Genomic DNA, 13,793 nt, shown 5'->3' on the forward strand with positions numbered 1-13,793 from the left:
GCGCCGTGGTCCGGCGACGGAGCGTCACCCCGCCTCGCCGGACCACCGGCACCGGCCCGTCATCACAGGCACGCATCACCCGTTGGAGGGGGCATGGGCTTCACGATCGCCGGCATGCGGGAGATCCGGACCGGCTCGCGGCGCCGCGTCCGCCCGGCCGAGAGCACGGCGGTGGCGGAGTACACCGGGCTGTGGGGCTGGGACGTCGTCCCCGGCGCTCGTACGGTCCGCGGCGGCAGCGGCCGCCCGGACTGCTCCTGCGGCGCCGCCGGCTGCGCCGCCCCCGGCGCGCACCCGCTGACCGCCGGCCGGGAGCTGGCGGCCGGCGCGACGCTGGAGGAGACCGCCGCGGCATGGGCACGGACACCGGGCGCGGCGGTGCTGCTGCCGGTGGGCCGGTCGTTCGACATCCTCGACGTACCGGAGCCCGCGGGCCGCGGCGCGCTGGCGCGCCTGGAACGGATGGGGCTGCCACTCGGCCCGGTGGCCGCCACCCCGACCGGCCGCGCGCTGTTCTTCGTCGCCCCGGGCGCGGCCGCCGGCCTGCCCGGTCTGCTCTACCGGACGGGCTGGGACGACGCCCGTCTCGACCTGCGCCCGCTGGGCCCCGGTGACCACATCACCGCGCCCCCGTCCGACCTCGGCGGCCACGGCCCGATGCGCTGGCTGCGCCCTCCGACGCTGGACACCGCGGGCCGCCCACCGCAGGCCCGCCTGCTGCTGGGCACCCTGGCGTACGCCTGCCACCGCTCCGCGGCCTGACGGCGGCGCACGGCGCGACGACGGCCGGGGGCGAGCACCGGGCGGCGTTGTCAGTGGCCGCTGCGACTACTCGACCATGACCACCGCGGCGCCCTTCCCCGGCCCCTCGCCCTCCGCACCCGCCGCCGCATACGGCCCGGCGAGCGATCTCCTGCTGCCCCTGTACGGCCGCCGCACCCTGGACGGCATGCGCCTCAACGGTGACCGCGCGCCGGTCAAGGAACTGATCACCCGGCCGTCGCCGGCCTGACACCCCCGGAACTCCGGGCCCGTCGCCCATTGCCCGCCACGCGGAACGGCACCGGCCCCCGGCTCCCGCGGGCGGCGGGTACCGGAGGCCGGTGGCGGGCGGGGCTCGGTGGCCCCGGCGGGTCAGTCGCCGATCAGGGCGTCGACGAACGCCTCGGGCTCGAACGGTGCCAGGTCGTCGGCGCCCTCGCCCAGGCCGACCAACTTGACCGGCACGCCCAGCTCGCGCTGGACGGCGACGATGATGCCGCCCTTGGCGGTGCCGTCCAGCTTGGTCAGCACCACGCCGGTGATGTCCACGACCTCCGCGAACACCCGCGCCTGGACCAGACCGTTCTGGCCGGTGGTGGCGTCCAGGACGAGCAGCACCTCGCCGACCGGGCCGTGCTTCTCGACGACCCGCTTGACCTTGCCGAGCTCGTCCATCAGCCCGGTCTTGGTGTGCAGCCGGCCCGCGGTGTCGATGAGGACGACATCGGCGGTCTCGGCGATGCCCTCCTTCACGGCGTCAAAGGCGATGGAGGCGGGGTCGCCGCCCTCGGGCCCGCGGACCGTCCGGGCGCCGACCCGCTCGCCCCAGGTCTGCAGCTGGTCGGCGGCAGCGGCCCGGAAGGTGTCGGCCGCGCCCAGCACGACGGACTTGCCGTCGGCGACCAGCACCCGGGCGAGCTTGCCGGTGGTCGTGGTCTTGCCGGTGCCGTTGACGCCGACGACCATGACGACGCCCGGGATCTCCTGGCCGTCCTTGCCGAGACCGTTGCCGGTGTGCACGGAGCGGTCGGCGTCGGTGCCGATCAGGGTGAGCAGTTCCTCACGCAGCAGCTCGCGCAGGCCCTCGGGCGTACGGGTGCCGAGGACCTTGACGCGCTCGCGCAGCCGGTCGACCAACTCCTGGGTGGGGGCGACGCCGACATCGGCGGTCAGCAGGGTGTCCTCGATCTCCTCCCAGGTGTCCTCGTCGAGGTGTTCGCGGGAGAGCAGGGTCAGCAGACCCTTGCCGAGGGAGTTCTGCGAGCGGGAGAGCCGGGCGCGCAGCCGGACCAGCCGGCCGGCGGTCGGCTCGGGGACCTCGATCTCCGGCACGGGGGGCGCCGCGGGCGCCTCGGGCTCGGCGACCGGTGCCGCGGCCTCGGGGGCCTCGGCGGTCGGCAGCCCGACTTCTTCGATGGTGCGACGGGCTTCGTCGCGGGGGGTCTCGGCCTCCTCACCGACCTGCGGTTCGGCGGGGGGCGCGGTGACTGACGGGGTGGCCGGCGGGGACGGCGGCAGCTGCTTCTTCTTGCGGCCGCTGACGACGAGCCCGCTGATCGCGCCGAGCACGACCACGGCGATGACTACAGCAAGGATGACGAATTCCATAACCCGTCCAGTATCCGTCACACACCGCCGCGGCAGGCCGCACGCGCCGAACCCGGAGATACGGCGTCCTGCCGCGGCTCCGGCCCCCTGCGGACCGCCGGACCGGGCCTCCGCTGGACCCTTCGACGAGGACGGAAGGGACGTACCCTCGTTGAGGGATCCAACCGGACGTACAGGAAGAAGTTGGATCAAAGTACGATGGTGGACGGCCACGCAACGCGCGTAGAGTCCTGGCATCCACTCTGGCCAGGCACCACAGCCGCTGCCTGCACCTCCTCCCCCGGGGGTGCCTCCCAGACCCCCGCGCACGGAGACACCTGCACCATGGGCACCACGTCCGCTCCTGAAACCGACGGCGCCGTCGAGACCCGAGGCATCGAACCGGTTCCCGATCACGAACGTCAGGGCCGCGTCCGCGAGCTCTTCCCCACCTGGGTCGCCGCCAACATCAGCGTGTTGTTGCTCACCATGGGTGCGGCGCTGGTGGTCACCAACGGCCTGAACTTCTGGCAGGTCCTGCTGGTGGCGGCCATCGCGGCCACCGTCGCCTTCGGGATGGTCGGCGTGCTGTCGGTGTCCGGGAAGTGGGGCGGCGCGCCCGGCGCGCTGCTCTCCCGGGCCGCCTTCGGGGTCCGCGGCAACTACTTCCCCGGCGCGATCCTGTGGGTCGCCCGCTTCGGCTGGGAGACGATCAACGCGGTCACCGGCGCGTACGCCGTGCTGACCGTGCTGAACCTGCTGTTCGGCGTCAAGAGCAACAACGTCCTGGTCGTGGTCACCCTGCTCGCCTTCGTGGCCTGCACGTTCCTGGTGAGCGGTCTGGGGCGCAAGGCGCTGAACGTCTGCAACAAGTACTCGACGTATCTGTTCGGCCTGTTCAGCATCATGGTGCTCGTCTACCTGGTCGCCACCATGGACTGGCACGCGGTCTTCGCCAAGAAGGCCGGTACCACCGCGATGGTGATCGCGGGCATCGGCACGATCGCGGCCGGCGGCATCAGCTGGGTGCCCACCGGCCCCGACTTCACCCGCTACCTCCCGCACTCCGCGTCCGGCCGCAAGATCGTCGGCACGACCGTCTCCGGCGCGGCCCTGGTGCTGGTGCCGATGGTGCTGATGGGCGGCGTGCTGGCGGTGTCCGAGCCGACACTGGCGGCCGGGAACACCGACCCGATGTCGTTCCTGGGCGGCGCCCTGCCGATCTGGCTGGCGGTGCCGTACCTGATCACCGCGCTGGTCGGGATGGTGCTGATCAACAGCCTCTCGATGTACTCGGCGGGCTTCACCGCCCAGACGATGGGCGTCAAGCTGCCGCGCGCCTTGGCGGTCAGCATCAACGCCGCCATCAGCCTCGTCGGCGGGCTGTTCATGATGCTGGTGGCCAAGGACTTCATCGGCCAGTTCATCACCTTCCTGACGCTGCTCGCGGTCTCCTTCTCCGCCTGGATCGGTGTCTACGGCGTCGATATGGCCCGGCGGCGCCGGATGGCCGTCCGCTATGACGCGGACAGCCTGATGAACACCGGCCGCGGCAGCCGCTACTGGTACACCGGCGGCTTCTGCTGGCAGGCCATGACGGCGTGGGCGGTCGCGCTCGCCGCGGGGCTGTGCTTCACCAAGGTCCAGTGGTTCACCGGCCCACTGGCCACCACCTGGGTCGGTAAGAACGGCCTGGGCTGGGCGGCCACGATCCTGATCGCCGCAGTGATCTTCGCGGTGCTGCCGGCGCCCCGGGAGACCGACCCCGCCACCGGCCGGCCGGCCGCGGCCCCGCAGCCGGCCCCGGTCGGCTGACCACCGCACCGGCCCGGACCGGCGGATCCCGCCGCCCGCTAGAGATCTGACGCAACGTCAGCTACCGTCCCCTTCGCCCACCACGCCGGCGAAGAGGACGTCCGCCATGCCCGTCACGGTCCTGCGCCTCAACCTCGTCGACCCCGCACCCACCCCCGACACCCTGACCGCGCGCTACCGGGCCGCCGTCGAGATGGCGGCCTTCGCCGACGACCGCGGGCTGACCACGGTCCAGACCGAGGAGCACCACGCCACCGCCAACGGCTGGCTGCCCTCCCCGCTCACCTTCGCGGGCGCCGTCTTCGGCGCCACCCGCCGCATCGGCGTCACCGTCTCGGCGCTGATCACTCCGCTGCACGACCCGCTGCGGCTGGCCGAGGACATCGCCGTGCTCGATCTCCTCAGCGGCGGCCGCCTGGTTACCGTCGCCGGCCTCGGCTACCGGCCGCAGGAGTACGCGGCGCACGGCCGGGACTGGGCGGGCCGCGGCGCCCTCCAGGACGAGGTGCTCCAAACCCTGCTGGCCGCCTGGACGGGCGAACCGTTCCCCTATCGGGGCCGTACGGTCCGCGTCACCCCGCGCCCGTACACCCGGCCGCATCCGCCGCTGCTGATCGGCGGCAGCTCCCGGGCCGCGGCCCGGCGCGCCGCGCGGCTGGGGCTGCCCCTCTTCCCCAGCGCCCATCTGCCGGAGCTGGCGGCGTACTACGACGCGCAGCGCGCCGTGCACGGCACCGACGGCTGGGTGCTGCTGCCGCCGGAGCACACCTGGCTGCTGCACCTGTCCGAGGACCCGGACCGCACCTGGGCCGAGTACGGCGGACATCTGCTGCACGAGGCGCGCACCTACGCGTCCTGGCAGACCCCCGGCAGCCGCTCCGCGGTGCACTCCGCCGCCGAGGACGCCGAGGCGCTGCGCGCGGAGGGCGTCTACCGGGTCGTCACCCCGGACGAATGCCTGCGGCTGGCGGCGGAGGCGGGGCCGCGGGGCTCGCTGATCCTGCATCCGCTCTGCGGCGGGATGCCCGTCGACGAGGGCTGGCGCTCGCTGCACCTGTTCGCCGAGCGGGTGCTGCCCCGCCTCGCGGACTGACGGCGGGGCGGGCCGGGCTCAGCCCTCCGGGTAGAAAACGAAGAGGGTGCAGCCCTCGGTCGTCTGCGGGACGTGCCAGGAACCGGCCGGTGCGTGCAGGAAGGTGCCCGCCGGGTGGTCCCGGTCCCCGTCGTGGAAGGTGCCCGCGACGACGAAGACCTCCTCGGGACCGGGCTCGTGCACATCGACGCCCTCCCAGCAGCTGCCCGGGTCCATTTCGAGGACCTGGGCCTTCGCACCGTCGCCACCGGTCCACAGCGGCCGGACCCGGATCCCGGGAAACACTTCCCGCACCGGGGCGTCGCCCACCGCGGTCCACACGTACCCGGCCGTCCCGCCCACCCCGGGCGCGCGCCGCCCGTCCGTCCCCTGCTCCTGCTGCTCCCGCTCCCGTGCCTGCGCCTGCGCCTGCTGCCGCTGCTGTGTCTGCTCGCTCATGTCTCCACCCTGGCCGGGCCCGCCGCGCTCCCCCAGTGTCAGAAAAGACGTCCTCGGGTACTTTCCTGCCATGCCTGCCGACCCCGCCGTATCCGCGCCCGTCCCCGGCCCGGCGTCCGCGCACGGGCTCGCCGCCGGCGCGCCGCAGCCCCGGCGGCACCAGGTCGTCGCACTGGCGCACCCGCCCCAGTCCACCTTCGAACTCGCCCTGGCCGCCGAGGTGTTCGGCACCCGCCGCCCCGCCCTGCCCGCCCACTACGACTTCCGGGTCTGTACGCCGGGTCCGGGGCCGGTCCGTACGACCGCGGGCTACGACATGCTGGTCACCGAGGGGTTGACGGCCCTGGACTCCGCGGACACCGTCGTCATCCCGGGCTGGACCCCGGACGACGCGCCGCTGGACCCCGCCGTCCACCGGGCGCTGCGGCGCGCGCACCGGCGGGGCGCCCGGCTGGTCAGCATCTGTTCCGGCGCGTTCGCACTGGCGCAGACCGGGCTGCTGGACGGCCGCCGGGCGACCACGCACTGGAGCCGGGCCGCCGACCTGGCGTCCCGCTTCCCCCGCGTCGAGGTGGATGCCGATGTGCTGTACATCGACCACGGCGACCTCGCGACCAGCGCCGGAGCTGCGGCCGGTGTCGATCTCTGTCTCCATCTGGTGCGCGGCGACCACGGCGCGGCCCATGCCGCGCAGATCGCCCGCCACATGGTGATGCCGCCGCACCGTGAGGGGGGCCAGGCCCAGTACGCGGCGCCGCCCTCGGCGGACCGTACGGACGGGGCGCGGATGGCGCAGTCGCTCGCCCCGCTGCTGGGCTGGGTGAGCGAGCGGCTCGCCGAACCGGTCACGGTCGAGGACATGGCGGCGCGGCTGCGGATCTCCGCACGCACCCTCGCCCGCCGATTCGCCGACCAGCTGGGCACCAGCCCCGGCCAGTGGCTGCTCGGCCTGCGTATCGGCGCGGCCCGGACGCTCCTGGAGGAGACCGATCTGCCCGTGGAGGCGGTCGCCCTGCGCGTCGGGCTGTCCTCCGCCACCAACCTCCGCCGGCGCTTCCACCAGGCGCTGCACACCACTCCCGCCCGCTACCGCCGCGCGTTCCGGCTCACCGAGCGGGAACCGGCGCGGACCGCCGGGGCCCGGGGCGCGGGCGGAAACACGGACGAGGACGCAGCCGAGGGCGCAGCCGTGAACGCGGACAAGGCACTGCCCCGGCTCGCCGAATGAGCCGGGGCAGTACCAGGAACCGAGGAGAAAGGCGGGCGGGGTGGGTCAGCCCATCTCCTCCAACGCCTTGCCCTTGGTCTCCTTCACGAACTTGAGCACGAAGGGGATCGAGAGCAGGGCGAAGACCATGTAGATGACGTACGTACCCGAGAGGTTCCAGTCCGACAGGCTCGGGAAGCTGGCCGTGATGGCCCAGTTGGCGATCCACTGCGCGGAGGCGGCGACACCGAGGGCGGCGGCCCGGATCCGGTTCGGGAACATCTCGCCGAGGAAGACCCAGACCACGACACCCCACGAGAGGGCGAAGAAGAGGACGAAGGCGTGCGCGGCGATCAGGGCGACGGTGCCTTCGGTGGTCGGCAGCGTGCCGGCCGCGGTCTTGGCGGAGAAGGCCCAGGCTTCCAGGGCCAGGGCGACGGCCATACCGGCCGAGCCGATCAGGGCCAGCGGTCGGCGGCCGATCCGGTCGACGAAGATCATCGCGATCACGGTGCCGATGATGTTGATGATCGAGGTCGTGAAGCTGTAGAGGAACGAGCTGCTCGGGTCGATGCCGACGGACTGCCAGAGCGTCGAGGAGTAGTAGAAGGCGACGTTGATGCCGACCAGCTGCTGGAAGACGGAGAGCCCGATACCGACCCAGACGATCGGCAGGAAGCCCCGCTTGCCGCCGAGCAGGTCCCGGAAGGTCGACTTGTGCTCGCGGTGCATCGCGTCCTGGATCTCGACGACCCGGGCGTCGAGATCGACGGTGTGGCCCTCGACGTCGGCGAGCACCTCCTTGGCGCGGGTGATCCTGCCGACGGAGATCAGGAACCGCGGCGACTCGGGGATCGCGAAGGAGAGCAGCCCGTAGAGGATGGCCGGCACGACCATCACGCCGAGCATCCACTGCCACGCTTCCAGGCCGGCGAGCTTGCCGCGCTGGTCGCCGCCGGCGAGGTTGAGGATGCCCCAGTTGACGAGCTGGGAGATGGCGATGCCGACGACGATCGCGGCCTGCTGGAAGGAGCCGAGCCGGCCGCGGTAGGCGGGGGGCGAGACCTCGGCGATATAGGCCGGGCCGATCACCGAGGCCATACCGATGGCGATACCGCCCAGGACGCGCCACATGGCCAGGTCCCAGAGGGCGAACGGCAGCGCCGACCCGACGGCGCTGACGGTGAACAGCACGGCGGCGATCTGCATCACCCGGATACGGCCGATACGGTCCGCGATCCGCCCGGCCGTCGCGGCGCCGATGGCACAGCCGATCAGCGCGATCGCGATCACCTGGGCGAGGACGGCCGACCCGACGTCGTACCGGCCGCGGATCGCCTCCACCGCACCGTTGATGACGGAGCTGTCATAGCCGAAGAGGAAACCGCCCATGGCGGCGGCCGCGGTGATGAAGATGACATGGCCGAGGTGATCCGGCTGGGCCTTGCGGCCTTCCGGAACGGTCGGCGGCGCGGTGCTGGTCAACGTGTACTCCAGTGGCCCGGCTGCGCTGCCGGGCGTAGGTGGACTGGCCCTTCCAGTGGCGCACAGGTTAGGGACACCCACCACTTGAAGGTAAAAACAACGTTGCCGAGACTATGCCTTCAAGTTTCGAAGTCAATAGGCAGAAGGAACTTCATTATTGGATCAACCGTGGATGTCTTCGTTCAAAACTTGAACAGACTTCCCTTGTGGGTCAGCGCAGCCGCTGGCTGATGACCTTCGAGACGCCGTCACCCTGCATGGAGACCCCGTACAGGGCGTCCGCGACCTCCATGGTCCGCTTCTGATGGGTGATCACGATCAGCTGGGAGCTCTCCTGGAGTTCCTCCATGATCCCGATCAGCCGCTGCAGATTGGTGTCGTCCAGCGCCGCCTCGACCTCGTCCATCACATAGAACGGGCTGGGCCGCGCCTTGAAGATCGACACCAGCAGCGCCACCGCCGTCAGCGACCGCTCGCCGCCCGACAGCAGTGACAGCCGCTTGACCTTCTTCCCTGGCGGACGCGCCTCCACGTCCACCCCGGTCGCCAGCATGTCGTCCGGGTTCGTCAGGACCAGCCGCCCCTCGCCGCCCGGGAAGAGCCGCGCGAAGACGCCCTCGAACTCCCGCGCGGTGTCCTGGTACGCCTCGGTGAAGACCTGCTCCACCCGTACGTCGACCTCCTTGACCACCCGCATCAGGTCGGTCCTGGTCTTCTTCAGGTCTTCAAGCTGTTCGCTGAGGAACTTGTGCCGCTCCTCCAGCGCCGCGAACTCCTCCAGCGCCAGCGGGTTCACCTTCCCGAGCTGCTGGTACGCCCGCTCGGCCGCCTTGAGCCGCTTCTCCTGCTCGCCCCGCGCGTACGGCACCGGGCGGTGCCGCGGATGCTCCGGATCCGCCGGCAGTTCCTCGCCCTCGGCGGGCGGCGCCGGCGGTACGAGCTGATCGGGGCCGTACTCGGCCACCAGCCCGGCCGGCTCCATCCCCAGCTCCTCCAGCGCCCTGGCCTCCAGCTGCTCGATCCGCAGCCGCTTCTCCGCGCCCAGCACCTCGCCCCGGTGCACCGAGTCCGTCAGCTTGTCCAGCTCCGACTTCAGCTCCCGGCCCGTGTTCCGCTCGGCGACCAGCGCCTGTTCACGTTCGGCCTTGGCCCGCTCGCCGGCCGCGCGCTCCTCCTCGGCCCGTACGACCGACACCTCGATATGCGCCAGCAGCTGCCGCGCACCGGCCGCGACCGCCCCGGCCACCGCCGCCTCGTGGCGCAGCCGGGCCCGCCGCCGGGCGGCCCGCGCCCGCGCCTCGCGCTCGGCCCGCGCCCCCCGGTCCAGCGCGTCCGCCCGCCCCGCGAGCGCCTTCACCCGCTCCTCGTGCGTACGCGCCTGGAGCCGGGCCTCCATCTCCGTCTGCCGGGCGTTGGCCCCGTCGGCGGCCAGCCGGTCCCGCACCGCCGTATCGGGCTCCGCCTCACCCGCGCCCGGGTCCTCCTCGGCCACCGCCAGCCGCTCGGCCAGCTCCTCGGCCTCCTCGGTGGCCCGCAGCAGCGCCTCCTCGGCTCGGGCGGCCGCCGCGCCGGACCGCTCCGCCTCGCCCGCGGCCGCCCGCGCCTGCCCGCCGAGCCGCCCCAGGTCCCCCGCGACCCCGGACTTCTCCCGGTCCGCCGCGCGCCGCCGCTCGTCCCACTCCTCGACCAGCGCGGCGCACGCGTCACGCCGCTCCCCCGCGGCCCGCTGTACCAGCGCCAGCTCCTGGCAGCGCGCCGCCAGCGCCACCAGCTCCGCCGCCGCCTCGTCGACGGACGCCTGCACCTCCAGCAGGCTCGGCGCACCGGCCGACCCGCCCTGCGCGAAATGCGCCCCGAGCAGATCGCCCTCCCCGGTCACCGCCGTCAGCTCCGGCCGCGCGGCCACCAGATCCTCGGCGTCCTCCAGCGTCCCGACGACCACCACGTCCCGCAGCAGCCGCGCCACCGCGGCGGTCAACCCCGGTGGCCCGCACACCAGTTCGCTCACCCTGACCGGCTCGGCGGAGCTGTCGGGCACCCGGGGTCCGGCGGGCGCGGGGATCCCGGCGCCGCCCGCCACCCCGGCGGACACACCGGCCCGCTCCGCGAAACCGGCCCCGTCCGGCACTCCGGTCGCCTCCCCCACACCGGTAGGACGGCCGGAACCGACCGCCACACCTGCCACACCGGTCATGCCGTCAGCACCATCCGCACGGGCCCCGCTGACCGACCCCTCCGCGCCGACCGCCGCACCCAGCCGCCCCGTCACACCACTCGTACCGACCGCCTCGGCCGCCTCCGCAGCCTCGGGCACACCCGTCCCCTGAGAGCCGATCACCGTACGCCCCGCACCGCCGCCACCCCCCGGGTCCGCCGCCCCGGCCGCCCGCGCGGGGCCCGGCACCCGTACCGCCCCGGACGCAACCGCGCCCGCGGCACCCGTCACCTCACCCGCCGCCCTGCCTGCGCCGCCCCCGCTTCCGGCACCCAGCACCATCGCCGCCCGCCCCGCGTCCTGTTTGCGCAGCAGGCGGATGGCGTCGGCGGCGGTGGCCGGATCGGTGACCGCGAGGGCGTCCGCGGCCGCGCCGAGCGCCGCCGCGACCGGGATCTCGAAGCCGGGCCGGACGGTCAGCAGCTCCGCCGCCGGACCGAGCACACCGGTGAGCTGGTCCGCGGCGGCCAGCAGCGCCCCCGTACCGTCCTTGCGGCGCAGCCCGAGCGCCAGCGCGTCGTGCCGGGCGGCGGTCGCGGCGCGCTTGCGCTCGGCCGCGGTCAGCGCCTCCCGGGCGGCACTCAGCGCGGTCTCCGCCGCGGCCAGTTCCCGCCGGGCCGCGCCGTGCCGGGCCGCGGTCTCCTCGTCGTCCGCGTCCAGCCCGGCCACCTCGGCCCGCAGTTGCTCGTACGCCTCCTGGGCCGCGGTCGCGCGCTGCCGGGCGCCGTCCCTGGCCTCGGCGAGCCGGCCGATCTCCGCCTGGGCCGAGGCCGCCCGGCCGCGCGCGGCGGTGACCTGCCCGCTCAGCCGCGCGAGCCCCTCGCGCCGGTCGGCGATGGCACGGGCCAGGTCGCGCAGCCGCCGCTCCTCGTCCGCCAACTGCCGCTCCAGCCCGGCACGGTGTTCGACGGTGTCCTCCAGCGCCCGGTTCGCCGCCTCCAGCGCCGCCGCCAGCTCCGCCTCCTGCTCGCGGATCCGGGCCGCCTCGCGCTCCAGCTCCTCGGGGTCGCGCCCGCGCCCCTCGTCCGGCGGGGCCGCCGCGGCGCTCCGGACCCGCGCCTCGGCCAGCGAGACCGTGCCGCGCACCCGCTCCGCGAGCTGCGACAGCTCGTACCAGGTCTGCTGCGCCCGCTGCACCCGCGGTGTCAGCGTGCGCACCTCCTCCTGCAGCACCGCCTCGCGCTGCTGGGCGGTGCGCAGCCGCGCCTGGGCCGCCTCCCGGCGTTCCCGCAGCGCCGCCTCATCGGCGATCTCGGCGCGCAGCGCCCGGCGCAGGGTGACGAGGTCGTCGGCGAGCAGCCGCAGCCGGGCGTCGCGCAGCTCGGCCTGGATGACGGCGGCCCGCCGGGCCACGGCGGCCTGCCGCCCCAGCGGTTTGAGCTGCCGCCGCAGCTCCTCGGTCAGATCCTGGACGCGGGCGAGATTGGCCCGCATCGCGTCCAGCTTCCGCAGCGCCTTCTCCTTGCGCTTGCGGTGCTTGAGGACGCCGGCCGCCTCCTCGATGAACGCCCGGCGCCCCATGGGGTCGGCGTGCAGTACGGAGTCGAGCTGGCCCTGGCCGACGATGACGTGCATCTCGCGGCCGATACCGGAGTCCGACAGCAGCTCCTGGATGTCCAGCAGCCGGCAGGTGTCACCGTTGATCTGGTATTCGCTGCCGCCGTTGCGGAACATGGTCCGGGTGAGGGTGACTTCGGCGTACTCGATGGGCAGCGCGCCGTCGGAGTTGTCGATGGTGAGCGCGACCTCGGCGCGGCCCAGCGGCAGCCGGCCGGTCGTCCCGGCGAAGATGACGTCCTCCATCTTGCCGCCGCGCAGCGATTTGGCGCCCTGCTCGCCCATGACCCAGGACAGCGCGTCCACGACATTGGACTTGCCGGAACCATTGGGGCCCACGACACAGGTGATGCCGGGTTCGAATCGCAGCGTCGTGGCGGAGGCGAAGGACTTGAAGCCTCGCAGGGTCAGACTCTTGAGATGCACGTCTTTGGACTTTACCGCCCGTCCGGCGGCGGCCCGGCCGCAACATTCCCGTCGCCCGCGGCCGTCCGGGAACGGGCCGTGGCCTGCGCAGCGGGGCGCATCGGCGGCGGGGGACCGCTGTTGTTTTCGGTTTCACCAAGGAAAGCGCAGGGCACACCATGCGGTAAGGAAAGCGCCGGAAAGCCGAAGCGGAAATGACGGGGAAACGACGAAGGGACGCCGAAGCGTCCCTTGCAGATCTTGTAGAAGAACGGTGCCTCGAGCGACTGGCGAGCAGTCCACCGTCCGGGGGTTGGGGTCAGGTGAGCGCAGGCTCCGCCTGGGGTACGTCGATGTCGAGCATCGAGCCGTCGCGACGTGCGGCAGCGGACAGCATGTCGTTCTCGGCCTGCATCCGGATCAGTTCGGATTCCAGGTCCTGGACACGCTGCTGAAGCCGTCGCATCTCGGAGTGGACTCGGGGGTCGGAGCCGCCGACGTAACCGAGAAGCGCCTTTGCCATGATGGATGGTCCTCCACAATGAGTGACCGACCGAAGCGGTGTGGGTCGTGAGGGATTCGCACCCGCGGTGCTTGTCATTACCTGGTGCACTCAATGGCAAACAGCTAAGGTGCGCGGGGATTCCAGCGTCTCACCAAACGGTTTGAGGGTCAACACGATCACGCCCCGTATCCTCGGGTGCCTGAGAGTGCGCGGCCGTATGGGCACTGCGCGAACTCTCCAGAAAGGCCCCGCGGGGGCGTGGAGATCATGCCTACAGCGGCAGCCTTGCACGGGTCGGCCGAGTTGGCAACCACCAGCCGATATCTCCCGTGAGCAGGCGACACGCGCGGGGCGCCAAGATCACCTCGACCGACCGTCCGGCCGGTTTCCGGGAGCCCCCTCAGCGGATCGCGAAGCCGTCGTAACCACCGCGGGGAGTGGCCCAGATCTCAGTGACGCCATCGACCCGGCCGGGCGTGTCTCCGGTGCGCAGCCACTCCAGCAACTGCTCGCAGTGATCCTTCGGGCCCTCGGCGACGACCTGGACGCGGCCGTCCTCAAGGTTGAGGGCGAACCCGACGAGCGCGCCGATGCGCAGCGCGTTGGCCCGCGCGAACCAACGGAATCCGACCCCTTGAACCCGGCCGCGCACCCATGCGGTCACCCGGACATCTTCATTCATGTGTGCACGTTAACCGGACAATTGCACAACGGGCACTTCGGC

At 73.0% G+C, this 13,793-nt stretch carries 11 protein-coding genes; 5 read left to right on the top strand and 6 right to left on the bottom strand.

Going from position 1 to position 13,793, the window contains the following annotated elements:
- The first annotated feature begins 93 nt into the window (after window positions 1-93).
- Window positions 94-762: a bifunctional DNA primase/polymerase gene (locus IH09_RS25955; RefSeq protein ID WP_052859907.1), complete on the top strand. Its 669-nt coding sequence runs from the start codon at window positions 94-96 to the stop codon at window positions 760-762.
- A 76-nt stretch (window positions 763-838) separates the two neighbouring features.
- Window positions 839-1,012, top strand: coding sequence for a hypothetical protein (locus tag IH09_RS39320; RefSeq protein ID WP_190233413.1), 174 nt, complete (start codon window positions 839-841; stop codon window positions 1,010-1,012).
- 122 nt (window positions 1,013-1,134) lie between these two features.
- Here the strand turns inward: IH09_RS39320 and ftsY are convergent, their stop codons facing one another.
- The gene (gene ftsY, locus IH09_RS25960; protein ID WP_052859908.1) at window positions 1,135-2,370 is read right to left on the bottom strand and encodes a signal recognition particle-docking protein FtsY; all 1,236 of its coding nucleotides are present in this window, start codon (window positions 2,368-2,370) and stop codon (window positions 1,135-1,137) included.
- 324 nt (window positions 2,371-2,694) lie between these two features.
- Between ftsY and IH09_RS25965 the strand changes: the two genes are divergently transcribed.
- Both IH09_RS25965 and IH09_RS25970 read left to right on the top strand, forming a co-directional pair.
- Complete coding sequence (locus tag IH09_RS25965; RefSeq protein ID WP_052859909.1) at window positions 2,695-4,164, top strand: purine-cytosine permease family protein; 1,470 nt, start codon at window positions 2,695-2,697, stop codon at window positions 4,162-4,164.
- 106 nt (window positions 4,165-4,270) lie between these two features.
- Window positions 4,271-5,257 (top strand): LLM class flavin-dependent oxidoreductase, encoded by a 987-nt coding sequence (locus IH09_RS25970; protein ID WP_052859910.1) that lies wholly within the window; start codon window positions 4,271-4,273, stop codon window positions 5,255-5,257.
- A gap of 18 nt (window positions 5,258-5,275) precedes the next feature.
- Here IH09_RS25970 and IH09_RS25975 read toward each other — a convergent pair whose 3' ends face one another.
- On the bottom strand, window positions 5,276-5,599 hold the full coding sequence (locus IH09_RS25975; protein ID WP_052859944.1) for a cupin domain-containing protein: 324 nt from the start codon (window positions 5,597-5,599) through the stop codon (window positions 5,276-5,278).
- Window positions 5,600-5,765: 166 nt separating this feature from the next.
- On the opposite strand from IH09_RS25975, the gene IH09_RS25980 reads away from it, so the two are divergent.
- Window positions 5,766-6,923 carry a GlxA family transcriptional regulator gene (locus IH09_RS25980; protein ID WP_110952586.1) on the top strand — a complete coding sequence of 386 codons (1,158 nt, stop codon included), beginning with the start codon at window positions 5,766-5,768 and terminating at the stop codon, window positions 6,921-6,923.
- Between the two features lie 45 nt (window positions 6,924-6,968).
- Here the strand turns inward: IH09_RS25980 and IH09_RS25985 are convergent, their stop codons facing one another.
- From IH09_RS25985 to IH09_RS26000, 4 genes are all read right to left on the bottom strand, one after another.
- Complete coding sequence (locus IH09_RS25985) at window positions 6,969-8,387, bottom strand: sugar porter family MFS transporter (protein WP_052859911.1); 1,419 nt, start codon at window positions 8,385-8,387, stop codon at window positions 6,969-6,971.
- A gap of 211 nt (window positions 8,388-8,598) precedes the next feature.
- Window positions 8,599-12,585 carry an AAA family ATPase gene (locus IH09_RS25990; protein WP_052859912.1) on the bottom strand — a complete coding sequence of 1,329 codons (3,987 nt, stop codon included), beginning with the start codon at window positions 12,583-12,585 and terminating at the stop codon, window positions 8,599-8,601.
- 298 nt (window positions 12,586-12,883) lie between these two features.
- Window positions 12,884-13,087 (bottom strand): hypothetical protein, encoded by a 204-nt coding sequence (locus IH09_RS25995; RefSeq protein ID WP_052859913.1) that lies wholly within the window; start codon window positions 13,085-13,087, stop codon window positions 12,884-12,886.
- Window positions 13,088-13,469: 382 nt separating this feature from the next.
- On the bottom strand, window positions 13,470-13,751 hold the full coding sequence (locus IH09_RS26000; protein ID WP_052859914.1) for an acylphosphatase: 282 nt from the start codon (window positions 13,749-13,751) through the stop codon (window positions 13,470-13,472).
- Between the last annotated feature and the right edge of the window lie 42 nt (window positions 13,752-13,793).

The organism is Streptomyces celluloflavus, assembly GCA_000720995.1.
Classification (GTDB): Bacteria; Actinomycetota; Actinomycetes; order Streptomycetales; family Streptomycetaceae; genus Streptomyces; species Streptomyces celluloflavus.